Annotated in this window: 21 protein-coding genes and 1 pseudogene; 13 read left to right on the top strand and 9 right to left on the bottom strand. The window is 65.5% G+C overall.

The features are described from left to right. Positions 1-7: 7 nt before the first annotated feature. Genes alc through QMX85_RS12260 form a run of 3 tightly spaced genes read left to right on the top strand, consistent with a single transcriptional unit; the run spans position 8 to position 2,821 of the window. Positions 8-1,003 carry an allantoicase gene (gene alc, locus QMX85_RS12270; RefSeq protein WP_282341222.1) on the top strand — a complete coding sequence of 332 codons (996 nt, stop codon included), beginning with the start codon at positions 8-10 and terminating at the stop codon, positions 1,001-1,003. Positions 1,004-1,060: 57 nt separating this feature from the next. After that, positions 1,061-1,564: an ureidoglycolate lyase gene (locus tag QMX85_RS12265; protein WP_282341220.1), complete on the top strand. Its 504-nt coding sequence runs from the start codon at positions 1,061-1,063 to the stop codon at positions 1,562-1,564. A gap of 39 nt (positions 1,565-1,603) precedes the next feature. Further along, positions 1,604-2,821, top strand: coding sequence for a urate hydroxylase PuuD (locus QMX85_RS12260; RefSeq protein WP_282341218.1), 1,218 nt, complete (start codon positions 1,604-1,606; stop codon positions 2,819-2,821). Positions 2,822-2,857: 36 nt separating this feature from the next. Here QMX85_RS12260 and QMX85_RS12255 read toward each other — a convergent pair whose 3' ends face one another. Further along, positions 2,858-3,094 carry a glutaredoxin family protein gene (locus QMX85_RS12255; RefSeq protein ID WP_282341216.1) on the bottom strand — a complete coding sequence of 79 codons (237 nt, stop codon included), beginning with the start codon at positions 3,092-3,094 and terminating at the stop codon, positions 2,858-2,860. 285 nt (positions 3,095-3,379) lie between these two features. On the opposite strand from QMX85_RS12255, the gene QMX85_RS12250 reads away from it, so the two are divergent. The 7 genes from QMX85_RS12250 (at position 3,380) to QMX85_RS12220 (ending at position 10,045) form a co-directional block, all read left to right on the top strand. Next, a complete protein-coding gene (locus QMX85_RS12250) occupies positions 3,380-4,756 on the top strand; it encodes an OprD family porin (protein ID WP_282341214.1) in 1,377 nt (458 codons plus the stop codon). A gap of 326 nt (positions 4,757-5,082) precedes the next feature. Beyond that, entirely contained in the window at positions 5,083-5,406 is a 324-nt protein-coding gene (locus QMX85_RS12245) for a DUF883 family protein (RefSeq protein WP_245728236.1), read from the top strand. A gap of 9 nt (positions 5,407-5,415) precedes the next feature. Further along, entirely contained in the window at positions 5,416-5,796 is a 381-nt protein-coding gene (locus tag QMX85_RS12240; protein WP_090231324.1) for a phage holin family protein, read from the top strand. Next, complete coding sequence (locus tag QMX85_RS12235; protein WP_090231325.1) at positions 5,793-6,128, top strand: hypothetical protein; 336 nt, start codon at positions 5,793-5,795, stop codon at positions 6,126-6,128. The genes QMX85_RS12240 and QMX85_RS12235 overlap by 4 nt, the downstream gene beginning before the upstream one ends. A 113-nt stretch (positions 6,129-6,241) precedes the next feature. Next, positions 6,242-7,402 carry an EAL domain-containing protein gene (locus QMX85_RS12230; RefSeq protein WP_282341208.1) on the top strand — a complete coding sequence of 387 codons (1,161 nt, stop codon included), beginning with the start codon at positions 6,242-6,244 and terminating at the stop codon, positions 7,400-7,402. A gap of 98 nt (positions 7,403-7,500) precedes the next feature. Next, positions 7,501-8,832, top strand: a complete 1,332-nt coding sequence (locus tag QMX85_RS12225; protein WP_273232957.1) for a deoxyguanosinetriphosphate triphosphohydrolase — start codon at positions 7,501-7,503, stop codon at positions 8,830-8,832. A 148-nt stretch (positions 8,833-8,980) separates the two neighbouring features. After that, complete coding sequence (locus tag QMX85_RS12220) at positions 8,981-10,045, top strand: FUSC family protein (protein ID WP_282341203.1); 1,065 nt, start codon at positions 8,981-8,983, stop codon at positions 10,043-10,045. A gap of 56 nt (positions 10,046-10,101) precedes the next feature. Here the strand turns inward: QMX85_RS12220 and QMX85_RS12215 are convergent, their stop codons facing one another. Next, complete coding sequence (locus QMX85_RS12215) at positions 10,102-10,443, bottom strand: 50S ribosome-binding protein YggL (protein WP_090231329.1); 342 nt, start codon at positions 10,441-10,443, stop codon at positions 10,102-10,104. A gap of 201 nt (positions 10,444-10,644) precedes the next feature. Between QMX85_RS12215 and dacB the strand changes: the two genes are divergently transcribed. Next, positions 10,645-12,120: a D-alanyl-D-alanine carboxypeptidase/D-alanyl-D-alanine-endopeptidase gene (gene dacB / locus QMX85_RS12210; protein WP_282341200.1), complete on the top strand. Its 1,476-nt coding sequence runs from the start codon at positions 10,645-10,647 to the stop codon at positions 12,118-12,120. Between the two features lie 42 nt (positions 12,121-12,162). Here dacB and QMX85_RS12205 read toward each other — a convergent pair whose 3' ends face one another. Continuing rightward, the gene (locus QMX85_RS12205) at positions 12,163-14,961 is read right to left on the bottom strand and encodes a diguanylate cyclase (RefSeq protein WP_282341198.1); all 2,799 of its coding nucleotides are present in this window, start codon (positions 14,959-14,961) and stop codon (positions 12,163-12,165) included. A 45-nt stretch (positions 14,962-15,006) separates the two neighbouring features. Continuing rightward, positions 15,007-17,274 (bottom strand): bifunctional 23S rRNA (guanine(2069)-N(7))-methyltransferase RlmK/23S rRNA (guanine(2445)-N(2))-methyltransferase RlmL, encoded by a 2,268-nt coding sequence (gene rlmKL, locus QMX85_RS12200; RefSeq protein ID WP_282341196.1) that lies wholly within the window; start codon positions 17,272-17,274, stop codon positions 15,007-15,009. Positions 17,275-17,691: 417 nt separating this feature from the next. On the opposite strand from rlmKL, the gene rmf reads away from it, so the two are divergent. Further along, entirely contained in the window at positions 17,692-17,907 is a 216-nt protein-coding gene (rmf, locus tag QMX85_RS12195; RefSeq protein ID WP_090231332.1) for a ribosome modulation factor, read from the top strand. Between the two features lie 95 nt (positions 17,908-18,002). On the opposite strand, the gene QMX85_RS12190 is transcribed toward rmf, so the two are convergent. Then, entirely contained in the window at positions 18,003-19,034 is a 1,032-nt protein-coding gene (locus tag QMX85_RS12190; RefSeq protein ID WP_282341191.1) for a quinone-dependent dihydroorotate dehydrogenase, read from the bottom strand. Between the two features lie 54 nt (positions 19,035-19,088). After that, the gene (locus QMX85_RS12185) at positions 19,089-19,310 is read right to left on the bottom strand and encodes a DUF2835 domain-containing protein (RefSeq protein WP_090231334.1); all 222 of its coding nucleotides are present in this window, start codon (positions 19,308-19,310) and stop codon (positions 19,089-19,091) included. A 144-nt stretch (positions 19,311-19,454) separates the two neighbouring features. On the opposite strand from QMX85_RS12185, the gene QMX85_RS12180 reads away from it, so the two are divergent. Continuing rightward, positions 19,455-20,336, top strand: coding sequence for a DUF6685 family protein (locus QMX85_RS12180; protein WP_282341189.1), 882 nt, complete (start codon positions 19,455-19,457; stop codon positions 20,334-20,336). A gap of 18 nt (positions 20,337-20,354) precedes the next feature. On the opposite strand, the gene QMX85_RS12175 is transcribed toward QMX85_RS12180, so the two are convergent. The 3 genes and pseudogenes from QMX85_RS12175 to QMX85_RS12165 all read right to left on the bottom strand — a co-directional run bounded on the left by QMX85_RS12175 (position 20,355) and on the right by QMX85_RS12165 (position 25,607). Continuing rightward, positions 20,355-22,757, bottom strand: a complete 2,403-nt coding sequence (locus tag QMX85_RS12175) for a response regulator (protein ID WP_282341186.1) — start codon at positions 22,755-22,757, stop codon at positions 20,355-20,357. An 87-nt stretch (positions 22,758-22,844) separates the two neighbouring features. Further along, positions 22,845-23,327, bottom strand: a complete 483-nt coding sequence (locus tag QMX85_RS12170) for a response regulator (protein WP_282341185.1) — start codon at positions 23,325-23,327, stop codon at positions 22,845-22,847. A gap of 16 nt (positions 23,328-23,343) precedes the next feature. Beyond that, a pseudogene (locus QMX85_RS12165) lies at positions 23,344-25,607 on the bottom strand (ATP-binding protein). Positions 25,608-25,879: the final 272 nt, after the last annotated feature.

The raw sequence follows: 25,879 nt of genomic DNA, 5'->3' as shown, positions 1-25,879 counted from the left end.
GAAGACCATGAAGACCTACGCCGCACCCTTCGAGAAATACCTCAACCTCGCCGACGCCCGCCTCGGCACCAAGGCCCTGTCGGTCACCGACGACTGGTTCGCCGACGTCAACCGCCTGTTCCAGCCGACGCCGGCGGTGTGGAAGGAAGGCGTGTTCGACGACAACGGCAAGTGGATGGACGGCTGGGAGTCGCGGCGCAAGCGCTTCGAGGGGTACGACAGCGCGGTGATCCGTCTGGGCATCGCCGGCTCGATCAAGGGCGTCGACATCGACACCAGCCACTTCACCGGCAACTACCCGCCGTCCGCCTCGCTGGAGGCCTGCTTCGTCGCCGAGGGCGATCCGAGCGACGCCACCGAGTGGACCGAGGTGCTCCCCGCCGTCGAACTGCAGGGCAACAGCCACCACTACCACGCCGTCGCCGACGACCGCCCGTGGACTCATCTGCGCTTCAACATCTACCCGGACGGCGGCGTGGCACGCCTGCGCGTCTACGGCATTCCGCACCGTGACTGGTCCGCGCAAAGCGCCGACGAACAGATCGACCTCGCCTCGGCGCTCAACGGCGGCCGCGCCCTGGCCTGTTCCGACGAGCACTACGGCAGCATGGGCAACCTGCTCAACCCCGGCCGCGGAGTGAACATGGGCGACGGATGGGAAACCGCACGTCGCCGCACACCCGGCAACGACTGGGTGATCATCGCCCTCGGCCATCCGGGCGAGATCGAGCGGATCGTCGTCGACACCCTGCACTTCAAGGGCAACTACCCGGACAGCTGCTCGATCCAGGCGGCGTTCGTCAAAGGCGGCACCGACAGCCAGATCGAGACCCAGAGCCTGTTCTGGCGCGAACTGCTGCCCAGCCAGAAGCTGCAGATGCACCAGGAACACGAGTTCGCCGAACAGATCGCCCAGCTCGGCCCGATTACCCACGTGCGCCTGAACGTGTTCCCGGACGGTGGCGTCAGCCGCCTGCGCCTGTTCGGCAAGCTGGCGAAGTAAGTACCGAAGCCTCTCTTCCCGAGAAGGGAGGACGTTCACTCAGGAAAGCGGACTGCCATGCGTACACTGATCATCGAGCCCCTGACCAAGGAAGCCTTCGCCCCCTTCGGCGACGTCATCGAAACCGAAGGCAGCGACTTCTTCATGATCAACAACGGCTCCACCCGCCGCTATCACAAGCTGGCCACGGTGGAAACCCAGCTGCCCGACGACCAGGCGATCATCAGCATCTTCCGCGCCGAGGCGCTGAAGATGCCGCTGACCATCCGCATGCTCGAGCGCCACCCGCAGGGCAGCCAGGCATTCGTGCCGCTACTCGGCAAGCCGTTCCTGGTGGTGGCCGCCCCGCCCGGCGACTGCCCCGATCCGGCGCAGGTGCGCGCCTTCATCAGCGACGGCCGCCAGGGCGTGAACTATCGTCGCGGCGTCTGGCATCACCCGGTACTGGCGATCGCCGCGCGGGACGACTTCCTCGTGGTCGACCGCAGCGGCGCCGGCAACAACTGCGACGAACATTTTTTCGACGAGAGCGAGCAGTTGCTCCTCGACCCCGAGCTTTGAAGGACTGGCAGCCGCCGCTGCAGGCATGAGGTAGAAATCTTGGAAGCACATTTGACCGAATGGCTGAACCTGACCATTCGCTGGATACACATGATCGTCGGGGTCGCCTGGATCGGCGCTTCCTTCTATTTCGTCTGGCTGGAGAACAACCTGGACCGGCGCAATCCGCGCGAAGGGTTGTCCGGCGACCTCTGGGCGATCCACGGCGGCGGTATCTACCACCTGGAAAAGTACAAGCTCGCGCCGCCGCAGATGCCGGAGAACCTGCACTGGTTCAAGTGGGAGGCCTATAGCACCTGGCTTTCCGGCTTCGCCCTGCTGATGGTGGTCTACTACCTGAACCCCGGCGTCTACCTGCTGGCACCGGGCAGCTCGCTGAGCCCGGCGCAGGCGGTGATGGTGGGCCTGGGCGCGCTGATCGCCGGCTGGTTCATCTATGACCTGCTCTGCGAATCCGCCCTCGGCAAGCATCCGGCGCTGCTCGGCCTGACCCTCTTCGTACTGATCGTGTTCGCCGCCTGGGGCTTCTCCCAGGTGTTCAGCGGTCGCGCCGCCTACATCCATACCGGTGCGCTGATCGGCACCATCATGGTCGGCAACGTGTTCCGCACCATCATGCCGGCGCAACGCGCGCTGGTGGCGGCCATTGAGCAGAACCGCGAACCCGACCCGGCGCTTCCGGCCAAGGGCCTGCTGCGCTCGCGGCACAACAACTACTTCACCCTGCCCGTGCTGTTCATCATGATCAGCAACCACTTCCCGAGCACCTACGGCAGCCACTACAACTGGCTGATCCTCGCCGCCATCTCCGTGCTCGCGGTGCTGGTCCGCCACTACTTCAACACCCGCCACGCCACCGGCAAGTTCGCCTGGGCGCTGCCGCTGGCGGCGCTGGGCATGATCAGCCTGGCGTTCGTCACCTCGGGAAGACTCGGCACGCCCGCCAGCCCCGCGCCGAACGCGCAGCCGGCTGCCCAGCAGGCACCGGCAGCCCGCGAGTTCGACAAGGTCAGCGCGGTGATTCACGAACGCTGCACGGTCTGCCATTCGGCGCAGCCGACCAGCCCGTTGTTCAGCGCAGCGCCGGCGGGGGTGATGTTCGACACGCCGCAGCAGATCCAGCAGATGGCGCCGCGCATCCAGGCACAAGCGGTGACCAACCAGATCATGCCGCTGGGCAACATCACCCAGATGACCCAGCAGGAACGCGACCTGATCGGCGCCTGGATCGCCAACGGCGCGGCACTGGACAAATGAGGGGAGCCTCCGCCGCCTCAGGGTGCGGCGGAGCGCTCAGCGAAGAAAAGCGACTATCTGGTCAGAATCGAACGGCCAGCCCAGTTCGGCCCACGAATCGCAGCGGCGCAGTACCGGAATCGACAGCCCGTACTGCTCCACCCACTCCTCCCGCTCGGCGATGTCCACCAGCTCGACCAGCAGGCCGTTCTCGACGAACGGCATGAGCATGGCCTCCGCCAACTCGCACAAATGGCAGCCCGAAGTCCCCAACAGCTGGCATTCCGGAAGCATCTCGACGCTCCTGTAAAAACATCTCGCCGCAGTCTACCACCGGCTGTCCAAGCGCAACGCCAGGCTGTAGGATCAACCCGTCCAAGGAAGGGGATGCGCTTGGAGTTCGGGGGAGGAAGTCGGTTCCCTGCCTGGATCTCTTCCCAGAGGCGCCCTGGCCCTTTGGTAAGTCCTGACAAGCCGACTAAAGTCTAAGCGCCCAAACAGTGACTACATGTTTTATTTCATCGCGCCGTAACCGGTCGGTCACGAATCGACCAGCATATACACGAGGAGACAACAATAATGAGCAGCACCCCACTTGCCCGCGCTATCGCTCTCGCAGCCCTGGGCGCCAGCATCGCAGTGCCCTCCTTGGCTCAGGCCGAGTTCCTGAAGGACAGCAAGGTCAGCCTGGCCCTGCGCAACTTCTATTACGACAACGATAACCGCGATCCCTATACAGGGTCCGCCCCCACGACTCCGAATGGTTACGATCAACGCGAATGGGCGCAGGCGTTCCGTGCTGACTACATCTCCGGCTTCACCGAAGGCACCGTCGGCTTCGGCCTTGATGTGCAGGGGCTGCTTGCGCTTCATCTCGATGGGGGCCGTGGTCACCACCCAAACAGCAACAGCTTTATCCCCAGCGATAGCGATGGCTCGGCAGTAGGAGCCTGGAACCGGATGGGCGCGACTGCCAAGGCTCGCTTTTCCAAGTCTGAACTGCGCTACGGCAACACATTGATGCCGAGCCTGCCGGTAGTCCTGTCGAACGATTCGCGCGTGCTGCCGCAGGCCTACGAAGGCGGCATGGTCACCTCGAAGGAAATCGACAACGTAGTGTTCAGCGCAGGCCAACTCAGCCATGTGATTAGCCGCGCATCGAGCAACTACACCAGTCTGTCGGTTGCGGGCGGTACCCGCGGCAGCAACCAGTTCCGCTTCGCCGGCGCCGACTGGAAGGTCAACAAGAATCTGACCCTCCAGTACTACTACGCGAACCTGGAAAACTACTACGACCAGCACTTCGCCGGCCTGACCCACATTTACCCGATCAGCGACAACCAGTCGTTCAAGACCGACCTGCGCTACTTCAAATCCGGAGATGACGGCAAGAACGGCCAGGCGGGCTATCAGTTCAGTAACAACGGCGGCTACGCCAAGAACCAGTATGAAGTGGACAACACCACCTGGAGCGCCATGTTCACCTACAGCCTCGGCGGTCACGCGCTGATGCTCGGCCACCAGCGCGTATCGGATGACGGCGGCTTCGTCTGGCTGAACCAGGGTAGCGTTACCGGCGCGAGTGGCGGCAACGAGGGCAACGGTGGCTCCGACTTCTACCTGTTCACCAACGCCATGGTTAACCAGTTCGCCCGTGCAGGCGAAAACTCCACCTTCGGTCAATACAGCTATGACTTCGCCAAAGTCGGAATTCCGGGCCTGAAGGCCTCGGTCGCCTACATCAGCGGCGACGACATCAAGGCAACGAATGGTGTTGGCAAGGACCAGAGCGAGTGGGAACGCGACGAGCGTATCGACTACGTCTTCCAGGAAGGCGCGCTCAAAGGCTTTGGCGTGACCCTGCGTCATGGTACCTACCGCGGCTACACCGGTGCGGCCAACGCCGATACCGACCAAACCCGCCTGATCTTCAACTACACCCTGCAACTGATGTAATCAGCGGCAGAAAAAAAGCCCGCCTCACGGCGGGTTTTTTTTGCCCGCGAATCGGTGCCCGACGCCCATGGCAATGACAAACGTCCAGCAAGCCGCCACTATCGGCATGCGTTGCGCTCACCCCGCACGGGAAGGGAGCGCAAGCTATGCACGACGCACCAGGAATGCTCAGACAGTCGTCTCGACCGCCTCGGGAACCTTGCCGCAAGCCAGGGGCTCGAAAGATGGAGACACTCACCAGTGGCAATAGCCCAAAGGAGATTGACGTGGCCGTACAAGACACCCTGAATCCTTCCGTGAACGACGAACTCGACCCGCTCGCCCAGATCGACGTGCCCGAGCACAAGCGCAACTTGCGCGACGCCCAGGAGGCGCTCGCCGCCGAGTTCCAGACCCTGATCGCCGACACCGAGCGTCTGCTGCAGCACACCAAGGAAGTCGCTGGCGCCCAGGCGGACGAACTGCGGGTCAAGATCAACGAGAACATCACCCGCGCCAAGGGCATGCTCAAGGAGCGCGAGAACGTCTGCCGAGACCAGAGCAAGGCCGCGATCGAGGCGACCGAAGAGTACGTGCACCTGCATCCGTGGCAGTCGATCGGTATCGCCGCAGGTGTCGGTTTCCTGCTCGGACTGATCAGCCGCCGCTAAGGAGAACCAATGGACGCTTCGCCATCTGAAAACGCTCCCAAGCCCTCGCTGAAGAAGCTGGGCGGAGCGTTCGTCGGGCTCATGCAGGGTCATCTGGAGCTGATCGGAATAGAGCTTCAGGAAGAGAAATCGAGAACCTTCCAACTGTTCATCTTTTCCGGTCTGAGTCTGTTCTTCGGGCTCCTGGTGACCATCGGCATTTCGGCCGCCATCCTGATCGGTTTCTGGGACAGCTACCGGCTCGCGGCCATCATCGGGTTGTGCGTCGTGTATGGCCTGGGACTGATCATCTGCGTGCTGCGCGCGGTCCGGCTTGCCGAGATGGCCAGCGTTCCGTTCCAGGCGACCGTCGAAGAACTCGCCCGCAATCGGGAGCGACTCCTGCCATGAGCCATCTTTCCAGTGCTACCCGACGCGCCATGCGCAAGGACCTCGTCCGCCTGCGCATGGAGATGCACCGCCAACAGTTGCTGTACCACTCGCAGCCGTTATCGCACCCCTTGCAGCAGGCGAAACAGTTCATGTCCGCCCGCAGTTCCGCCTCGACGAACAAGACGCCGCTGGTGATCGGTGCGGGGATCGTGCTGACGCTGTTCGGCAAGCGCCTGGGCATGCTGGGCAAGATCGCCCGGCTTGGGCTGGCGGTCTATCCGCTGGTCAAGGCGTTCGGTTCCGTCGAGAAAAAAACCGTCGTGGTCGAACGTCCCGTCGTGCGACCTTAGTAAAAGGCCGGCGCAGCGCTGGCCGCATTCTTGCAAACAGTGGGAAACAATTCGGCCGAAACTCGTTACCATGCCTTTGAATTGTTTCCCTTTCTCTGATCAAGGATGCGTCCGTGATAAACGGGCAAGCAGTAGCATTTTTCCAACCGTTCATCGATACCGCCACCGGCCTCATCGCGGGCGTCGAGGCCCTGGGTCGACTGCGCCAGGAGGACGGCACCGTGCCCTCCGTCGGCCCCCTCTTCGTCGATCCCAAGGTTTCCCCCAGCGCGCTGCGCAGACTCGATCGCCAGATTCGCGATAACGCCCTGAGCCGCCTGGACGAAGCGCCCGCCGACTGGTTTCTCAGCATCAACATCTCGCCGCGCTGGATCAGCCGCCTGCGACCCAGCCAGCCGCTCCCCAGCCTCAAGCAACTGCGCGCCCACGGTATCGCGCCGGAACGCATCGTTTTCGAAATAACCGAACTGGGCGGCGCGAGCCTGCGCCTGCCGGAAGTCGTGCAACGCTACCGTGAGGCCGGTGCCCGCATCGCCATCGACGACTTCGGCGCCGGTTACTCGCAGCTGGATCGCGTGCTGGCCCTGCAGCCGGACATCCTCAAGCTCGACATGCGCCTGTTCCAGGAAGCCGCCCGAGGCGGGCCGAGCGGAGAGGTGGTCAAGGCCCTGGCGCAGATGGCCGAGAAGACCGGTTGCTGGATCATCGCCGAGGGCGTGGAAACCGAGGCCGAGCTGGATTTCGCCCTAGAATGCGGCGCCCGCTACGTGCAGGGCTACCTGTTCGCCAGGCCGGAGGAGAACTTCTTCCCCTCGGACGCCTTCGTCGAGCGCTTCGCCGCGCTGCGCGAGCATTACGTGCAGCGCAAGCTGGCCGAACGCGCGCGACTGGTGGCGCTGCGTCAGCAACTCACTCAACTGATGAGCAGCCTGCGCACCCTGGCTTCCGACGGTTTTCCCCACAGCATTCCGCCACCGCTCCAGTACCCGTGGCTGCTGCGGGTCTACGAGTGTGATCGCCACGGCACCCAGGTCAGCCCCAACCTGGAGTGGCGTAACGGCGCCTGGCACGAAGATACGCGCTACCTGAACCACAACTGGTCGTGGCGCCCGTACTTCTACCAGTTACTCGCCGAGGGCTGGGAAGAGCGCCGCCTGACGCTCTCCAGCACCTACCGCGACGCCACGACCAACCAGTACTGCCTGACCGCCGGGCTGTTCATCGACAACGGCCGGCGCCTGCTGCTGGTGGATATCGACGCGGCCGGACTCTGACGCGCGCGACGCGCCGACGTTGCCGGTCGGGCCGGCTTGAATAGACCGGCCACAACCGGGAAGCTAGCAGGTCCATTCATCCACGATGAGTACCCGCTTTGGATTGGCAGACCCTGCTCACCCGCGAACGCCTCGGCAAGTCCCTGCAGAACACCGAAGAACTGGGACGCAGCCCTTTCCACAAGGACCACGACCGGATCATCTTCTCGGGCGCGTTCCGCCGCCTGGGACGCAAGACCCAGGTTCATCCGGTCACCAGCAACGACCATATCCACACCCGCCTGACCCACTCGCTGGAAGTCAGCTGCGTCGGCCGCTCGCTGGGCATGCGGGCCGGCGAGGTGCTGCGCGATGAGCTGCCGGACTGGTGCGATCCCGCCGACCTGGGAATGATCGTGCAATCGGCCTGCCTGGCCCACGACATCGGCAACCCGCCGTTCGGTCACTCCGGCGAAGACGCCATCCGCCACTGGTTCCTGCAGGCCGCAGGGCGCGGCTGGCTGGACGACATGAGCGATGTCGAGCGTGCCGACTTCCTCAACTTCGAAGGCAACGCCCAGGGTTTTCGCGTGCTCACCCAGCTGGAATACCACCAGTTCGATGGCGGCACGCGGCTCACCTACGCAACGCTCGGCACCTACCTGAAATACCCCTGGACGTCCCGCCACGCGCAGTCGCCCGGCTACAAGAAGCACAAGTTCGGCTGCTACCAGAGCGAGCTGCCGCTGCTCGAGCAGATCGTCGGCAAGCTCGGCCTGCCCTTGCTGGAGGAGCAACGCTGGGCGCGTCATCCGCTGGTCTACCTGATGGAGGCTGCGGACGACATCTGCTACGCGCTGATCGACCTGGAGGATGGTCTGGAGATGGAGCTGCTCGACTACAGCGAGGTCGAGGAACTGCTGCTCGACCTGGTCGAAGGCGACCTCCCCGAAACCTACCGCCAGCTGGGCCCGAAGGACTCGCGGCGGCGCAAGCTGGCGATCCTTCGCGGCAAGGCCATCGAGCACCTGACCAACGCCGCGGCCCAGGCTTTCGTCGAACAGCAAGGCGCGCTGCTTGCCGGTACCCTGCAAGGCGATCTGGTCGAGCACATGCAGGGCTCGGCGAAACACTGTGTGCTGCGCGCCAAGGCCATCGCGCGGGAGCGGATTTTCCAGGACAAGCGCAAGACGCTGCACGAGATCGGCGCCTATACGACCCTGGAAATCCTCCTCAATGCCTTCTGCGGCGCGGCGCTGGAGCAGCACGGCGGTCGCACGCCGTCGTTCAAGCACCAGCGGATACTCGACCTGCTCGGCAACAACGCCCCGAAGCCCGATAGCTCGCTGCACCACTCGTTCCTGCGCATGATCGATTTCATCGCCGGCATGACCGACAGCTATGCCAGCGAGATGGCGCGGGAAATGACCGGTCGCTCGGCGCCGACCTGAGGCGCTCCGGCAGGCGGGCATCGGGCGCGGACGGATCGGAGGGAACGACCGGGGCGAACCGTCAGTCTATGAGCGCTGATGGGCCGCACGGCCACGAAGACGATGTCACGCCCTACGAGGTGCGGCAGCCTGAGGAAGACCAGCACCGATGCACAGGGTTCTACGCACAAGCCTGACCTGGAAAGCGCAACCGCCCGCCTGGGGACCGGCGATGGTGGCGGGTATCGGCTGTGGATTGCCCCTGCTCCTCGGGCTGTTCAGCGCCCACCCCGGATTTCTCTGGGCTTCGGTCGGCGCGTTCCAGGCGTCACAGGCCAATCCGCTGCATCGCCTGGGCATGTTGCGCATGCTCCTGCTGATCGCGCTGGGCGCCTGCAGCGCCGCGCTGGGCTTCTGGGCCGCGCCCTGGCCCACCAGCAGCCTGCTGCTGTTCGCGGCCTTCGGCCTGCTGCTCGCCTGGCTACAGCGGTTCGGCAACGAGGCGGGCAAGCTCGGCGTCGGCCTGGCGGTCTGCCTGAGCCTCGGCCACGGCCAGCAGGCGATGGGCGCATTGCACAACCCCTACGCGGTCGCCGCTCTGTTCGTCCTCGGCGGCCTCTGGGTCACGCTGCTCGCCTTCGCCCTGCGCGGTGGCCATGGGTTGCGCATGTGGCCGCGGCTGCCGCGCTTCGTCTCGCTGCTCAAGGTGCTTCGCCGCCACGCGCAGCGCCTGCCCCGCCGCGAATGGCGCCTGCATGCATTGGGCTGCATGCTGGCCTGCGGGCTGGCCGGCCTGCTGGTGAACCTCGCCGATCTGCCGCGCGGGTACTGGCTGACGGTGGCGGTCATCACCACCCTGCAACTGGAGTTCCACAACAGTCTGGTGCGCGCCGTACAGGCCAGCGCCGCCAGCCTGGCGGCCGCCGTGCTGCTGGTGTTCATCGGCCATAGCTTGCAAAGCCCGGCGTTGATGGTGGCGACGCTGCTGCCGCTGATCGTTCTGAGCCGCGCCTTCCAGGTCAACCATTACGGGCTGTTCGTGCTGCAGACGACCTTCTGCTTCGTGCTGCTGTCGGAGAGTCTGTCGCGCGACTGGCATCTGCCGGGCGTGCGCCTTCTCAACTCGCTGCTTGGGGTGGCATTGGCGTTGCTGGTAGCCCAGGTGATCGACCTGCTGCGCAAGCGTCTGGACCGAAAAGCGGAACCGGCGGATACCGGCGAAAGGCGGGAGTGACGCGGTGTTGCGATAGCGGGCGCGTTCCGTGACGGAGCCGCGCCTGCGCTCAGGTATTACGCCGGGTTGATCGGGTTTTCCGGATACCAGACGTCCATCAGCGGGCTGAGTTTGTACTCGGTCAGTTCGCTGCGGCCCTTCAGCCAGGCTTCGACCTGGGTACGCTGTTCTTCGTCGACCGAACCGCGCTTGCCGAGGCAGACGAAGCCGTAGTCGTCGCCGCCGACATAGCTCAGGCCGTTGGCCGCGATGGCATCGTCGAGGAAGGCATCGAGGAAATCGTCGATCGCCTTGTCGTCGAGGCCGTCTTTGTAGGTCAGGTTCAGCTCGAAGCCCAGCTCCTGGAATTCATCGACGCAGAGTTTCTTGCGCAGGCGGCGGGAACGGTTGGTAGCCATGGAGTAAGTCCTCGAGAGTGATAAACGCGCGGCACTCTAGCAGTTTAGCCGGCCGCGCGCCCGCCTCCATGGCGCCGAAGGGAAATAACGGCGCCTCAATCATCGTTCGGCAGCGCCGCGGCCTTCGGGCATAATGCGGCCACTTCCCTGACGATGTGGGAATTTCCCCCTATGCCACGCTTCGCTTTCTCTCTCCTACCCATGAATCGAATTCTTCGCCGCCTGGCCCTCGCCAGCCTGCTGCCGCTCGCCATCGGCGCGCCCTCCTTCAGCTTCGCCGCCAATGTCAGCACCGCGCTGCCGGACAAGGTGCAGCAGACGCTGAAGGCCAACAAGATCTCGCCCAACTCCCTCTCCCTGGTGGCCATACCGCTCAACGGCCCGGGCCAGACCACCATCTACAACGCCGACGTGTCGGTGAACCCGGCGTCCACCATGAAACTGGTGACCACCTACGCCGCCCTGGAAATGCTCGGCCCGACCTACCAGTGGCGCACCGAGTTCTACGCCGACGGACAGCTCAAGGATGGCGTGCTCAACGGCAACCTCTACCTCAAGGGCGGCGGCGATCCCAAGCTGAACATGGAGAAGCTCTGGCTGCTGATGCGCGACCTGCGCGCCAACGGCGTACAGAAAGTCACCGGCGACCTGGTGCTCGACCGCAGCTACTTCATCCAGCCCAACCTGCCGGAGTTCAACGACGACGGCGGCGACAGCAACAAGCCGTTCCTGGTCCGCCCGGACTCGCTGCTGATCAACCTCAAGGCCATGCGCTTCATCGCCCGCACCGACAGCGGCAAGGTTTCGGTCGCGGTCGAACCGCCGATGGCCAACGTGCAGATCGACAACCGGGTCAAGCCACTGAAGGCGAGCAAGTGCAAGACCTACCCGGACGTCGTCTACAACTCGGTGAACAACCCCGACGGCGGCGTCACCGTGACGGCCAGCGGCGAACTGGCCGAAGGTTGCAGCGCGCAGACCTACCTGTCGCTGCTCGATCACAAGGACTACGCCGCCGGCGCCGTGCGGGCGATCTGGCAGGAACTGGGCGGCAGCATCCTCGGCGGCAACCGCGTCGACGTGGTACCCAAGGACGCCCGCCTGCTGGCCCGTGCCTATTCGCCGGACCTGGTCGAGATCATCCGCGACATCAACAAGTTCAGTAACAACACCATGGCCCAGCAGCTGTTCCTCAGCCTCGGCGCGCAGTTTCGCAACGACGCCGATGGCGACGACGGCAAGGCCGCGCAACGCGTGGTGCGCCAGTGGCTGGCGAAGAAGGGACTGACCGCACCGCACCTGGTGATGGAGAACGGCTCCGGGCTGTCGCGGGACGAGCGGGTCAGCGCGCGCGAGATGGCGACCCTGCTGCAAGCCGCGTGGGGAAGCCGTTATGCCGCGGAGTACATTTCCTCGCTGCCCTTGGCGGCGATGGACGGGACGATGCGCAAGCGCCTGCACAAAACCGCCCTGGTCGGCGAGGCCCACATCAAGACCGGCACGCTGAACAACGTGCGCGCCATCGCCGGTTTCAGTCGCGACATCAACGGCAACACCTGGGCGGTGGTGGCGATCCTCAACGATCCGCGGCCGTGGGGCGCCTCCTCGGTGCTCGACCAGATCCTCGTCGAGCTGTATCGCCAGCCCAAGCTCGCCAACAGCACCGCCACGCGTTGAGGTCCACGGGCGCACCGTCAGCGATGACGGCGCGCCTGCTGCTCAACCGTAGTTCACCACCACCCGATCCCTGCCCGCCTGCTTCGCCGCGTAGACGCCTGCGTCCGCCCGGCGCAGCAACGCGTCGGCGTCCTCTCCCGGCTGCCACAGGGCCACGCCAAAACTGGCAGTGACCACACCCACGCCCTCCACCGGATCGCGGCGCAGCTCTTCGAGCAGCGCGCGGGCGAGGATGTCCGCCTGTTGCAGGTCGGTATCCGGGCAGAGCACGGCGAACTCCTCGCCGCCCAGGCGACAGAACACGTCGCTGCGCCGCACCCGGTGGCCGATGCGCTGGCTGATCCGCTTGAGCACCAGATCCCCGGTGCCGTGACCGAACTGGTCGTTGATCTGCTTGAAGCGATCGATGTCCAGCATCACCACCGACAGCGCGCCGGGATGGCGCTGCAAACGCACGATCTGGATTTCCAGCTGCTGCTGGAAGTAGCGGCGGTTGTACACGCCGGTGAGCGAATCGGTGATCGACAGTTCACGCAGCTCCTGTTCGACCAGCTTGAGGCCGGTGATGTCGGAGAGGTAGCCGTGCCAGAGCACCGCGCCGTCCGCCAGCCGCTCGGGCAGCGCCTCGGCGCGGAACCAGCGCAACCCTTTGCCGGGCAGCAGCGCGCGATAGTCCTCGGTCCAGAAGCTCAGGCGCTCGGCCGAACGCTGGATGGACTCATCGACCCGCGCGCGGTCGTCCGGATGCACGCGCTCGTGGATCAGCGACGCATCCCGGCGCAACGCCTCGGGCTCGATCTCGTAGACGTCGCGGATTCCCGCGCTGACGTAGGGATAGCTGGCTGTGCCGTCCGGGTTCAACTGGTACTGATAGATCACCCCGGGCACCCGCGAGCTGAGTTTCTCCAGCAACTGATCGCGCGCCTCGAGCGCCGCGCGCACGCGACGCCGCTCGGTGATGTCGGTGGCGATGCCGAGAATGCCGACCAGCGTGCCCGCCTCGTCGCGAATGCCGGTGAGGAACAGGTTGACGGTGAGCCTGCTGCCGTCGCGGCGAACGAATGTCCATTCGCGCTCGTCATGGCGATTCTCCCGGAGCACCTCGAAGGCGATGGCTTCCAGGGGTTCCACCGGCCTGCCCAGCTGTTGGCCGAGTTCCTCGGACCGCCGCTGCAGCTCTTCGGGATCATGCAGTTGCAGCACGCTCAGCTGGCCGACGGCTTCCTGCGCCGAATAGCCAAGCATGCGTTGGGCGCCGACGTTGAACGTCATCACCTGGCCCTGCATGTCCGTCGCGACGATGGACACCTGGGTCGCCGCGTCCAGCAGTCCGCTCAACTGGCCGTGGGCGCGCGCCAGTTCCAGCTCCGCCGCCTTGCGCCAACTGACATCGGAATGCGTGCCGATGGCGCGGGTGGGTTTGCCCTCGGCGTCGCGCTCGACCACCTTGCCGCGGTCCAGAATCCAGGCCCAGGTGCCGTCGCGACGCTGCATGCGGTACTCGCACAGGTAGCTCGGCAGCTCGCCGTCGAAGTGGCGCTGCAGGGTGTTCAACGCGCGCGGCAGGTCGTCCGGATGCACCCGCTTGCTCCACTCGTCCAGGCTGTTACCGATGTCTTCCTCCGCATAACCCAGCCCGCTCTTCCAGGCGCCGGAGAAGAACATGGTGTCGGTGCGCATGTCCCAGTCCCAGACCCCGTCGCCCGAGCCGTCCAGGGCGAAGCTCCAGCGCCGCTCGCTGGCCGCCAGCTCCTGCTCGCGAGCCCGCAGGTCGGCAGTGCGCTCGGTGACCAGCGCCAGGGCTCGCTGGCGCTGGTTGACCAGGCTGTGGAGGAACGCACTGATCAGCAGCGTGAGGACGATGCCGAACAACACCACCCAGATCACCAGCGGCGACTGGTTGGCCTGCATGAACAGGTCGGTCGGCTGGATTCTCAGCTCGAACAGCCGGTTATCCAGGGGAAATTGCAAGGCGTAACGCATGTCGCTGCGCGCCGCGAGGTCCTCGGAACGGTACAACGACTGTGGCGAGTCGCCCGTCACGTCCAGCAGTTCGACCATCAGGTTGTGCCGGCTCTTGTCGGAGATGCCCGACTCCATGAGGCTCTGCAGGCTCACCAGCGCCCCCACGTAGCCCTGCAGCGCCCCGCTCGGCGATATCGGCGTGGCGTTGTAGACCGGAGCGAAGATCAGCAGCCCGCGATCCTGCGGGCGGCGGCTGCCGAACAGCGCGATGCTTTCGGAAATGATCGTAAGGTTCTCCGTCCGCGCGCGGTCGAGCAACGGCTGCAGCGAGCCGTAGGACAGCAGGTCGAAGCCCAGCGGCCGGCGCGGCGCCTGATGCGAGACGCTGTAGAGCAAGGGGAAGTATTCGGCGCGTTCGCCGGCCGGGCGCAGTGCCAGGTCGTCCCCGTCCGGATCGGCGAGCTCGCGGATGCGGAAGTCGGCCACGCCATCCTCGCGTACGGCGGCCTCGAAGGCATCGCGGGCACTCGCCTCGATGCGCGGATACCAGGTCAGCGCGAAGGTGTCGTTCAGCAGTGGCTCGCTGTAGCCCTCGAAAGACCGGCGATCGACGTCCTCGGAAAAAACGAAGAACCGCCTCAGCGCGTCCAGACGCTGGGTCTGGTCGATCAGCCGCTCCCGGGCCAGGCTGGCACGCTCGACGGCGGCCAGCTCGAAGCGCTCCTGCAACTGCTGCTCATAGAAGTGACGCGTGACGATGGACACCGCGACGGTGATCAGCGCGCCCAGAATCAGCGACGCGCCGATGGTCATCCAGCCAGCCGTGGCTGGATCTATGTAGCCCCGATTCTTCTTGAACGCGTTCGGTCGCTTCATACACCACTCTGTTGGGGAGAGGACGGCCTGCCCAGCGCGGTTTGCTCAGCCGTTCAGCGGCTGAAAACGCCAGGCGCGGTGGATACGCGGGTTGCGGGCGAAATCGGCGGCGATGGTCTCGGCGCTGATTTCCTCCACCCGGTAACGCAGGGCAAGTGCCTCATCGAGCTGGAACTTGCGGAAATTGTTGGAAAAATAGACTACGCCACCGGGCGCCAGGCGTGCCATCGCCAGGTCCAGCAACTGCACATGGTCGCGCTGCACGTCGAACACGCCCTCCATGCGCTTGGAATTGGAGAAGGTCGGCGGGTCGATGAAGATCAGCTCGTACTGGTTGGTGTCGGCGGCCAGCCAGGCCATCACGTCGCCCTGTTCCAGGCGGTTCTTGTCGGAGAAGCCGTTGAGCGACAGGTTGCGCCGCGCCCAGTCCAGGTAGGTCTTCGACAGGTCGACGCTGGTGGTGGTCCGCGCGCCGCCCTTGGCCGCGTGCACGGTGGCCGTGGCGGTGTAGCAGAACAGGTTGAGGAAGCGCTTGCCGGCCGCCTCGCGCTGGATGCGCAGGCGCAACGGGCGGTGGTCCAGGAACAGCCCGGTGTCGAGGTAGTCGGTGAGATTGACCAGCAACTTGACGCCGCCCTCGCTGACTTCGACGAACGTGCCCTGGGCGCTCTGCCGCTCGTACTGCTTGGTGCCGCTCTGGCGCTCGCGTCGCTTGATGATCACCCGGCTCTTGTCGACGTTCAGCGCCTGCGGAATCGCCGCCAGGGCATCGAACAGGCGGGCCTGGGCCTTTTCCGGATCGATCGACTTGGGCGCGGCGTATTCCTGCACGTGCACCCAGTCGTGGTACAGATCGACGGCCAGGGCGTACTCCGGCATGTCGGCGTCATACACGCGGTAGCAGTCGATGCCCTCACGCCTGGCCCATTTGCCCAGTTGCTTGAGGTTCTTCTGCAGGCGGTTGGCGAACATCTGCCCGCCTTCGCTCAGACGAGCCTGCTCGACCACCGGCGCGGGCGCTGGCGTCGGTTTGATCGGGTTGCCGTTCCGGTTGAGCTTCGGCGCTTGCGCGGTTTCCTCGGCGTGCGCCTGCTCGCGTTCGACCTGACGCTGCTCCGCCGTGCGCCGCGCGCCGGTAACGAACTGATCCGGCTGCACCTTGATCAGCAGCAGCTTGCAGGGCAAGGCACCGTTCCAGAACGCGTACTGCTTGTGGCTGCGGATGCCCATGCGCTTGCCGAGGTCCGGCGCGCCGGTGAACACCGCCGCCTCCCAGCCCATGCACGCCTGGCGCAGACGTTCGCCGAGGTTCTGGTAGAGGTACAGCAGGCTCGCCTCGTCGCCCAGACGCTCGCCGTAGGGCGGGTTGCTGATGACCAGGCCTTTCTGGTTCTGGTCCGGACGCGGCTCGAAGGTCGCCACTTCGCCCTGGTAGACCTTGATCCAGTCACTCAGCCCGGCACGTTCGATGTTGTTGCGCGCCGGCTGGATCAGCCGCGGATCGGCCTCGTAGCCGCGAATCCACAGCGGCGGCCGCGCCAGGCCGGCGGCGGCACGCTCCTGGGCTTCGCCCTGCAGCTTCTTCCACAAGGCCGGCACGTGGCCCAGCCATTCGCTGAAACCCCACTGCTCGCGGGTCAGGTTCGGCGCGATGTCAGCGGCGATCATCGCCGCCTCCACCAGGAAAGTGCCGACACCGCACATGGGGTCCGCCAGCGCTCCGCCCTCGGCGGCGATGCGCGGCCAGCCGGCACGGATCAGGACCGCCGCGGCGAGGTTTTCCTTCAGCGGCGCCGCGCCCTGCTGCAGGCGGTAGCCGCGCTGGTGCAGGCTGTGCCCGGACAGGTCGAGGGACAGGATCGCCTCGCCGCGGTCCAGGCGCAGGTGCACGCGCAGATGCGGGTTAATCTTGTCCACCGAGGGCCGCGTGCCGTCGGGCTGGCGCAGGCGATCGACGATCGCATCCTTGACCTTCAGCGCGCCGAAGTGGGTGTTGTCGATGCCCGAACCATGACCGCTGAACTCCACCGCCAGGCTGCCGTCAGGCTGTAGATGTTCGCTCCAGTCGATGGCATGAACGCCGTCGTACAGCGATTCGGCGTCCTTGATCGTGAAGCGGTCGAGAACCAGCAGAACGCGGTTGGCCAGGCGCGACCAGAGGCACAATTTGTAGGCCAGCTCCAGGCTGCCGAAACCGCGAATCGCCGCGGTCTGTTCGCGCGGCTCTTCCAGTCCCAGGGCAGTGGCTTCTTCGAGTAGCAGCCCTTCGAGGCTCTTGGGGCAGGTGAGAACGAGTTCGTAACGGTCCGACATGAGTTTCCAGGTGCCTGCGGCGGTCGATGACGGGCAGTGTCTGCCGCGTCAGAAAGTGGCAAAAGGTCGTAGACGACCCTTCGTCGGAATAGTGAGTCCTCACAGGCAAGAGTAGTTCGCAATAACGCCCTGGTCGGCGCCCCGTCTACTGCCGCGGTTGCGCCGGCCTTCATGCGCCGTCAGGTGCCAACCCGCCCTGTTCTTATGGCCTCACTCAGAAAAGCATTACGTGCTTATGACAAAACGATCATTCCAATGCTTCCAGGCATTGGTTAGAACTCAGTTACCCCATCGGTGCAACGCCGCTGGAAGGAGACCGCGACGCCGGCAGCGGCTCCGTCGGCAGATCGCATTCTGCCTGGCCTCGCCACGAGGCCAACGGGACATATAACAGTCAACCAGTGAGGGCAACACCCTATGAGAAGACTTAAGCGTGATCCGTTGGAACGAGCATTCTTGCGTGGTTATCAGCACGGTATTCATGGTAAATCCCGCGACCTTTGTCCTTTCACCCTTGCGGCCACCCGCCAAGCCTGGATCAACGGCTGGCGCGAGGGACGTGGCGATCAGTGGGATGGATTTACCGGCACCGCCGGCATTCATCGTCTTAACGAACTTCACGCCGTCGGCTGATCAGGATCGATTACATCTCATGAAGCGCGCCCCAACCGGGCGGCGGGCGTAGTGCCCAGGGCTCCTTCGGGAGCCCTTTTTCATGGCCCCCGAAGCTAGCGAGCCGAGCCCGGCAGCGCCGCAATGGCGTCGACGGCGGCACGGATCAGCGCCGGGCCCTTGTAGATGAACCCCGAATAGACCTGCACCAGGCTGGCGCCGGCGGCGATCTTCTCCGCCGCATGCCTACCTTCGGTGATGCCGCCCACCGCGATGATCGGCAGTCGCCCGCCCAGCTCGCCTGCCAACACCTTCACCGTATGCGTGCTCTTGTCCCGTACCGGCGCGCCGGACAACCCACCCGCCTCGTCGCCGTGCTGCAACCCTTCGACGCCTTCGCGGCCGAGCGTGGTGTTGGTGGCGATCACCGCGTCCATGCCCGCATCGCGCAGCGCCTCGGCGACCAGCACGGTTTCCTCGTCGGTCATGTCCGGGGCGATCTTGATCGCCAGCGGCACGCGTTTGCCGTGCTTCGCCGTCAGGTCTTCCTGGCGCTGGCGCAGGGCCTCGAGCAACTGCTTGAGCGAGTCGCCGAACTGCAGGCTGCGCAGCCCCGGCGTGTTCGGCGAGCTGACGTTGACCGTCACGTAGCGGGCGTGGGCGTAGACCTTGTCCAGGCAGATCAGGTAGTCGTCCACCGCGCGCTCGACCGGCGTGTCGAAGTTCTTGCCGATGTTGATGCCGAGGATGCCGCCGAACTTCGCCGCGGCGACCCGCTGCAGCAGGTAGTCGACGCCGCGGTTGTTGAAGCCCATGCGGTTGATGATCGCCTCGGCTTCCGGCAGGCGGAACAGCCGTGGTTTGGGGTTGCCCGGCTGCGGACGCGGCGTGATGGTGCCGATCTCGACGAAACCGAAACCCAGCTGGGCGAAGCCGTCGATGGCATCGCCGTTCTTGTCCAGACCCGCGGCCAGGCCCACCGGATTGGGAAACTCCAGGCCCATCACCGAGACCGGCAGTTTTGCCGGCGGCTTGGTCAGCAGGCGATTGATGCCCAGCCGCCCGCCTGCACCGATCAGGTCCAGGGACAGGTCATGGGAGGTTTCCGGGGAGAGTCTGAACAGCAGGTCGCGAGCCAGGTTATACATTGGGCGGGCTTCGGGTCGTGAGCGAGCCGCGGATTATAGCCGGGGCGGCGACCTTCAAGCGAGGCGCCGTAGCTCCAGTAGCTCGCCGGAATCACTCACCTGCAGCTCGAAGGCGCCGTGCACCCCGTCATGGACGAAATACGGCCGCAGATGATGCGCCGGAAGGCTCACGCTGCGGCCGTCCCGGGCCTTGAGCAGGATGCGGTTGGCGCGGCCCTGATAGAGCGCCAGCAGGCGGTCGGCCGGGATGTGAATGTCGAGCAGGATGCGCTGCATGGCGTGTCCGTGGGATCGGTTTCGCGAAGTGTGCCACAGCGCTTCATCCGGGAAGAATCGACTCTCCGACGTCAAAAGATTGTTGTAGCGTCAACCCGCCGTCCATAGCCACACTGCGGCCATTACGGGAGTAGAAGCGCCGCCATGTCCGTGCCCGAACCACCCTCCTTCGCCATGCGCCTGTCCCAGTTTGCGCAGCGTTTGGGCCTGGGCGGCCGGCAGCGCCCGCGACTCGAGCACGCTGGGCTGGAGTATCTGCCGTTCAAGGCGCTGCAGCGACCGGAGGACAGCATCTGGTGGCAGGACGGCCCTCCGCTGGAACGCCTGCTCGACCTGCCGCGCGGCGCGCTCTCCGGTCCGGTGCAGCAGGTCAAGGCGCAAGCCCACGCGCTGCTGGTGCGCTGCGTCGAGCTGCAGAGCCTGGAGAGCGAGGCGTTCGACCTGCGCGAACTGGACGGCGTCTGCGCGCCGCGCGGCGAGCAACCCCCGCTTGCGCATCTGGAAGATTTCGCGACAACGCCGGCCGGGCGCGCGGTGCGCATCATCAGCTACAAGGATTTCGTCAAGGCGATCAGCCTGGCCCTGCCTCGCTACCTCAGCGGCCAGCAGATCGAGGTGCGCCAGGCCGACTGGCACGGCAACCGGTTGTACTGGGGTGGCCACCAGCAGGTAGCGGCCTTCGGCGTGGCGCTGGCCTATGCGCGTCGGCGTGGGCTGCAGGTGATCCTTCCGGCGATTCGCCAGCACTATCGGCTGAACCCGGCGGGACTGGCGGCGCTGGACGCAGCCTTCCACGTGCTCGCGCTGCCGGAGCAAGCCTGGGTACATCCCCAATTCATGGACCTGCTGCTGAGCCACGGTACGCCCTACGCGCGCCTCGACCGGATCAGCCCGCCCGAAACGCCGGAATGGCTGCTACTGCCGCGCGAGGAAGCCGCCGCCGACTCGCTCGGCCGCGCCCTGCGCCAGGCTGGCGCTGCGGACGTGCCGAGCTTTCTCGCCAGCCTGCGCGACGCGCGCGCCTGAGAAACGGGCCCCGCGCGATCAGCCGCCGGCGCGCGATTCGGCGGACAACAACGCCGCATTGAGCTTCGCCGACAGTTCCTCGCCGCGAAACGGCTTGGGCAGGATCAGAGAGTTCTCCACGTCCAGCCCCCCCAACTCGGCGTAACCGGTGATGAACACCACCGGCATGTCCGGGAAGCGCCGGCGCACCGCGCGCGCCACTTCAGCACCGTTCATGCCGGGCATCGCGAAATCGGCGAGGAGAATGTCGACGTGCTCGTCGAGCAGCTCCAGCGCCTGCACGCCGCTGTCCGCCTCGACCACCCGGTAGCCGAGGTCGTCGAGCAGCATCGCGGTCACCGCGCGCACGTTGGGGTCGTCATCCACCAGCAGCACCTGGCACGCCTGACCCTGCGTCTCGTCATGCGCAGCTTCGGCCGGCGACGGCGGCGCGTCGAGCGTTTCCTCCGGCGCGCAGGGAAGATAGACGCTGACCGTGGTGCCGGCACCGAGGCGGGTGTCGATGCGCGCGCCGCCGCCGGACTGCTTGGCGAAGCCGAACACCTGGGCGAGGCCCAGGCCGGAACCCTTGCCGACATCCTTGGTGGTGAAGAATGGCTCGAAGGCCTTGGCCAGCACCTCGTCGCTCATCCCGGTGCCCGAGTCGCGCACCGACAGCACCACGTAGTCGCCCGGCTCAGGGTCCTCGGCACCCAACGGCGGCGTTTCGACCCGTTCGCGCCGGGTGCTCAGGCAGAGGGTGCCGCCCATCGCCATGGCGTCCCGCGCGTTGATCGCCAGGTTGAGGATGATCAGTTCCAGCTGCGTCGGATCGACCAGCGCCAGGCGCAGATCGTCGGCCAGCTCGGTCTCGATCAGCACGCTGCCACCGAGCGTGCTCTTCAACAGCTCGAGCATGCCGCGCACGGTTTCGTTGAGGTCGACCGGCTCCGGCGTCAGCCGCTGGCGACGCGAGAAGGCCAGCAGTTGCCCGGTGAGCTTGGCACCGCGCTCGCCCGCCTCGCGGATGTTCCGCAGGCGCTGGCGCGCCTTGTCGAACTCGGGCGTCGCCGGCAGATCGCGGGCCAGGAAGGAGCCGCTGGCGAGGATCACCGTCAGCAGATTGTTAAAGTCGTGGGCTACGCCCGCGGTCAGCTGGCCGACCGCTTCCAGGCGCTGCATCTGCTGCAGGGCGGCCTCGACGCGCTCGCGCTCGGCGATCTGTTCGAGCAGTTGGCGGTTGCTGCTGGCCAGCTCGTCCAGGGCCTCGCGCTCGCTGGTGATGTCGCGCACCGCGGCGTACATCAGGCTCTGCTCCGGCACCACCGTCCAGGACATCCAGCGATAGCCGCCGTCGGCGTGACGCAGGCGGTTGACGAAGCGCGTGGAAACGTAGCCGTCGGCGATGCGCTGCGCCTCGGCACGGGTGCTGGCGACATCGTCGGGGTGCAGCAGATGCCACAGCGGCCCTTGCAGGAACTCCTCCCGCGACCAGCCCAGGGTTTCGTGCCAGGCCGGGTTGAGGGCGATGGGCGTGAGGTCGAAGCGCATCACCGCGAGCAGTTCGCGTGACAGGTCCCAGGTGCGATCGCGTTCGCGCGTGCGTCGCTCGACGCGTTCGCCGAGGGTCTGGTTCAGCTCCTGCAGCGCCAGGGTCACCTGTTTCTGTTCGCTGATGTCCTGCAGCACGCCGATCAGGCGCACGCAGCGGCCATCCTCGAAGGAGGCGCGCCCGCGGATCGACAGCCAGCGCACCGAACCCGCCACCTGAATGCGGTACTCGACGCTCAACTCGTCGCCACTGTCGCGCGACAACGTGCGCGTCACCTGCTCATGCAGGCGCTCGCGATCGGCCGGATCGCAGGCGTCGAGAAAGGTGGCCATGTCGCGCACCTGCTTGCCGCTGGGCAGGCCATACAGAGCCTTGCAGCGTGCGTCCCAGATCAGCGTATCGGTCTGCGGCCGGTAGTCCCATAGGCCGAGGCGAGCCGCTTCGATGGCGAGGTCGGCGCGCAGCTCGACCTCATGCAACGCGTCCTCGGCACGGCGCCGCTCGCGACGCTCGGAGACTTCCGCCATCGCCCGTTCGATGGCCTTGGGCAGGAAGGTGAGGTTCTGCTTGAGCACGTAGTCGACGGCGCCCAGGCGCATCATCTCGACCGCGTGTTCCTCGCCGAAGATGCCGGAGAGGAACAGGAACGGGATTTCCGGTGCGAGACGACGCGCGACCTGCAGCGCCTGCATGCCGGAGGAACCCGGCAGCAGGAAGTCGGAAAGGATCAGGTCGAAGCTCTCGGCAAGCAGCGCCTGCTCGACGCCCTGATGGCTGTGCACCAGGGTCCAGTCGACCTGGAAGCCATGACGCTTGAGGGTCGCCAGAGTCAGTTCCGCGTCATGCGGGCTGTCCTCGACGAAAAGCATCTTCAACGGTCTAGCGGACATCGATCACCGCCAACTTCGGTACCTCGGAAATGCCGGCCACAGGCGGCGGAACGACAGCTGAACACGCCGCTGCGCGCGGCGGCCTGCTCATTGCTCGTCGCCACCGGAACGGGGCGTGAGCCGACGCGCCAGGCGCGCGGAGCCAGGCGGCGGTTCGTTGAGCACCGCCCAGAAGATGCCCAGGTCGGAAATCGCGGCGACGAAATCCTTGAACTCGACCGGCTTGACCACGTAAGCATTCACCCCCAGCGCATAGGCGCGCTGCAAGTCGGGCTCCTCGCGGGAGGAGGTCAGCATCACCACCGGCATGCTGCGCAACGATTCGGCGTTGCGTACCGCCTCGAGCACTTCGAGGCCGTCCACCTTGGGAAGTTTCAGGTCCAGCAGGAGCACCGCCGGGTTGCCTTCACCACGGTCCCGATGCGCGCCGCGGCGGAACAGGTAATCCAGTGCCTCTGCGCCATCACGCAGCACGATGACCTCGTTGGCGAGCTGGCTGCGCTCGAGCGCGACCAGGGTCAGCTCGAGATCGTGCGGGTTATCCTCGACCAACAGGATGGGTTTGAGCATTTGCTTGAATCACCTCTCAGCGTGAAACGCGGGCATGTATTCGTTTGGGCAGCGCGAAATAGAAGGTCGCACCCTGGTCCGGTCGGCTTTCCGCCCAGACCCGTCCGTCGTGCCGCTCGATGATGCGGCGCACGCTGGCCAGACCGATACCGGTGCCTTCGAACTCTTCCATCCGGTGCATGCGCTGGAACACGCCAAACAGTTTGCTGGCGTACTCCATGTCGAAGCCGACACCATTGTCGCGCACATAGACCCAATGTTCGTCGGGGTGTTCCTCGGCGCCCACCTCGATCACCGCGACGTCGCGGGTACGGCTGTACTTGATAGCGTTGGACAGCAGGTTGCGCAGCGCCAGGTGAATGAACGCCGCGTCGGCGATCAGGATCGGCAGCGGCTGGATGTGCCATTCCACCGTGCGCTCCTGGTAATCCGGAAGCATCTCCTGGCGGATCGAGTCGACCAGCGCGGGCAGGTTGACGTCCGACAGGTGCAGCGCGGCACGGCCCATCTGGGAAAAGCTCAGCAGGTTGTCCACCAGCGTACCGGCGAAACGCGCCGAATCGCTGATATTGGAAAGGAAGCGCATCCCACTGTCGGTCAGGCGCCCGCCCTCGACCTCGCCCAGCAACTCGGCGTAGCCGGCGATATGTCGGAGCGGCGCCCGCAAGTCGTGGGAAACGCTGTAGGAAAACGCCTCCAGCTCGCGATTGGACTTCTTCAACTCGCCGGCCAGCTGGGCCAGCTCTTCGGCCTTGCGCAGGACGATGCCAAGCACCGCATTGCGCAACTCCAGCGCGCTGTCGACTTCCAGCTGGTCCCAGCCGGCCGACTGGCCGAAAACGGTTTCCTGCCAGCTTTCGAAGCTGTGCCGCGGGTTCAGCGCGCCGCCTTGCCCAAGGTGTTTCTCAGGCTTTCCAGCCCAGTTGACCGTGCGCACCAGCTCCGGGCGGAACCAGATCAGGTAGTGCGAGTGCAGCTCGGAGAGCGACACCGCCAGCAGCCCGCCGGCGTACCGGCTCAGCTCAGTCAGTTCGGCGATGTCGCGCCCGACGTTATGGGTGTGGAATTCCTCGCCGACCTCCCTCTCGGCCAGCCAGCGCACCAGCGCCTCCACGGCTTCGCGCGGCGGCGTCTCGCCGATCAGCTCGCAGCGGTTGGCGAGGACGATGGCCGCACCGCTGGCGCGGGCGAAACCAAGAAGCAAGTCCGGTGCCGCCAGCAGTCCCTCGGCGACGCTGCCACGTTCGCGATCGGCCATCAGCGAGAGCATCTGCACGATGTGCTCGCGCAGCTTGAGCCCCTGTCGGCGTTGGCGTGGGTTTCCTTGGCTTCGATCTGCAGCGACAGGATGCGGCCGAGCATCTCGCAGGCGGTACGGGTCTGGAAGCCCACTCGCTGCGGCGCGGCGTCGTGGCAGGAAATCAGTCCCCAGAGCGCGCCGTCGACGACGATGGATATCGACATCGAGGCGCGGGTGCCCATGTTCTTCATGTATTGCACGTGCACCGGCGAAACGCTGCGCAGCGCCGCGTAACTCAGGTCCAGCGGCTGGCCACTGACGGGGTTGAGCGGCGGCAGGATCGGCGACGGTCGATAGTCGGCATCGCCGATAACACGGATGCGGTTGGCGCGGTAGAGCGCGCGCGCCTGCTGCGGAATGTCCGAGGCCGGGAAATGCAGGCCGAGGTAACGCGGGTAATCCGGATCGGCGTCTTCGGCTATCACCACACCGTTGCCGAGGGCATCGAAGCGGTAGGCGTTGACCCGGCCGAATCCAGTCATGCGTTTGACTTCGGTCACCGCCAGTTGGCAAAGCAACTCGACGGTGGGCGTTTCCTGCAGACGCGTGACGAAGGTGCGCACCAGCGGATAGAGGTCCGGGTAGGCGGCGGTGCCATTGTCCACGGCCTCGAACTCGGTGATCAGCACGCCGTCGTGGCGATGCACCATCAGGGCGAACGCCGAGCCCGGATCGCCGACCCGGAACGTCACGTCGGCGAGGTGAAACGGATTGCGGTCCTCGCTGGCCAGCGAATCGAGCTTGCCGCGCAGCCGTTCGGCGTCTTCGAGCAACTCGTCGAAGTGACGGCCGAGCACGCCTGCGACTTCGACGCCGAGCAGGTCGGCAACGTTTTCGCTGGCCTGAATGACCTTGAGGTCGGACGCCTCGAACACCAGCAGGAATCCATGCGGCTGAATGCTGCCGGGGATGTGGATGGGTTCTCGGGCACAGACTTCGCTGGCGCTGGCCAGCGCGGCTGCACGTTCACTGGGGGACAAGGGCGTTCCTCTCACGGAGCCGGAACGGGACTCGAACGGGTCGATTCGCCTACGGCCGGGATGATCGATGCGTGCTGCATCACGCTGCAACCGCCTGATAAATATACCGGCATAGAGTGACACAGAGGAAAATCCTACACGAATTCCCGTTTATCGAATTCCTGTACAGGTTGAGATAGATAACCTTTCGTCGGCGCTGCTGGCCTGCCAAGGGCGTCCTGTCTGGCCGAAGCGCCATCGCTCGAACCGAAGCGCCGCCGCAGGTTCACAAA

The organism is Pseudomonas sp. PS02288 (assembly GCF_029959715.1).
GTDB classification, from domain to species: Bacteria; Pseudomonadota; Gammaproteobacteria; order Pseudomonadales; family Pseudomonadaceae; genus Pseudomonas_O; species Pseudomonas_O kuykendallii.
The sequence above is the reverse complement of the archived record's forward strand: the minus strand, read 5'-3'. Positions and strand labels throughout refer to the sequence as shown.

Excerpts from the sequence above, each read along its gene's own strand:
- QMX85_RS12190 (WP_282341191.1), bottom strand. The coding sequence starts at position 19,034 with ATGTATAACCTGGCTCGCGACCTGCTGTTCAGACTCTCCCCGGAAACC.
- rmf (WP_090231332.1), top strand. The coding sequence starts at position 17,692 with ATGAGAAGACTTAAGCGTGATCCGTTGGAACGAGCATTCTTGCGTGGT.
- alc (WP_282341222.1), top strand. The coding sequence starts at position 8 with ATGAAGACCTACGCCGCACCCTTCGAGAAATACCTCAACCTCGCCGAC.
- QMX85_RS12175 (WP_282341186.1), bottom strand. The coding sequence starts at position 22,757 with ATGTCCGCTAGACCGTTGAAGATGCTTTTCGTCGAGGACAGCCCGCAT.
- rlmKL (WP_282341196.1), bottom strand. The coding sequence starts at position 17,274 with ATGTCGGACCGTTACGAACTCGTTCTCACCTGCCCCAAGAGCCTCGAA.
- QMX85_RS12250 (WP_282341214.1), top strand. The coding sequence starts at position 3,380 with ATGAGCAGCACCCCACTTGCCCGCGCTATCGCTCTCGCAGCCCTGGGC.
- QMX85_RS12185 (WP_090231334.1), bottom strand. The coding sequence starts at position 19,310 with ATGCAGCGCATCCTGCTCGACATTCACATCCCGGCCGACCGCCTGCTG.
- QMX85_RS12235 (WP_090231325.1), top strand. The coding sequence starts at position 5,793 with ATGAGCCATCTTTCCAGTGCTACCCGACGCGCCATGCGCAAGGACCTC.
- QMX85_RS12180 (WP_282341189.1), top strand. The coding sequence starts at position 19,455 with ATGTCCGTGCCCGAACCACCCTCCTTCGCCATGCGCCTGTCCCAGTTT.
- QMX85_RS12240 (WP_090231324.1), top strand. The coding sequence starts at position 5,416 with ATGGACGCTTCGCCATCTGAAAACGCTCCCAAGCCCTCGCTGAAGAAG.
- QMX85_RS12215 (WP_090231329.1), bottom strand. The coding sequence starts at position 10,443 with ATGGCTACCAACCGTTCCCGCCGCCTGCGCAAGAAACTCTGCGTCGAT.
- QMX85_RS12220 (WP_282341203.1), top strand. The coding sequence starts at position 8,981 with ATGCACAGGGTTCTACGCACAAGCCTGACCTGGAAAGCGCAACCGCCC.
- QMX85_RS12170 (WP_282341185.1), bottom strand. The coding sequence starts at position 23,327 with ATGCTCAAACCCATCCTGTTGGTCGAGGATAACCCGCACGATCTCGAG.
- QMX85_RS12255 (WP_282341216.1), bottom strand. The coding sequence starts at position 3,094 with ATGCTTCCGGAATGCCAGCTGTTGGGGACTTCGGGCTGCCATTTGTGC.
- dacB (WP_282341200.1), top strand. The coding sequence starts at position 10,645 with ATGAATCGAATTCTTCGCCGCCTGGCCCTCGCCAGCCTGCTGCCGCTC.
- QMX85_RS12265 (WP_282341220.1), top strand. The coding sequence starts at position 1,061 with ATGCGTACACTGATCATCGAGCCCCTGACCAAGGAAGCCTTCGCCCCC.
- QMX85_RS12205 (WP_282341198.1), bottom strand. The coding sequence starts at position 14,961 with ATGAAGCGACCGAACGCGTTCAAGAAGAATCGGGGCTACATAGATCCA.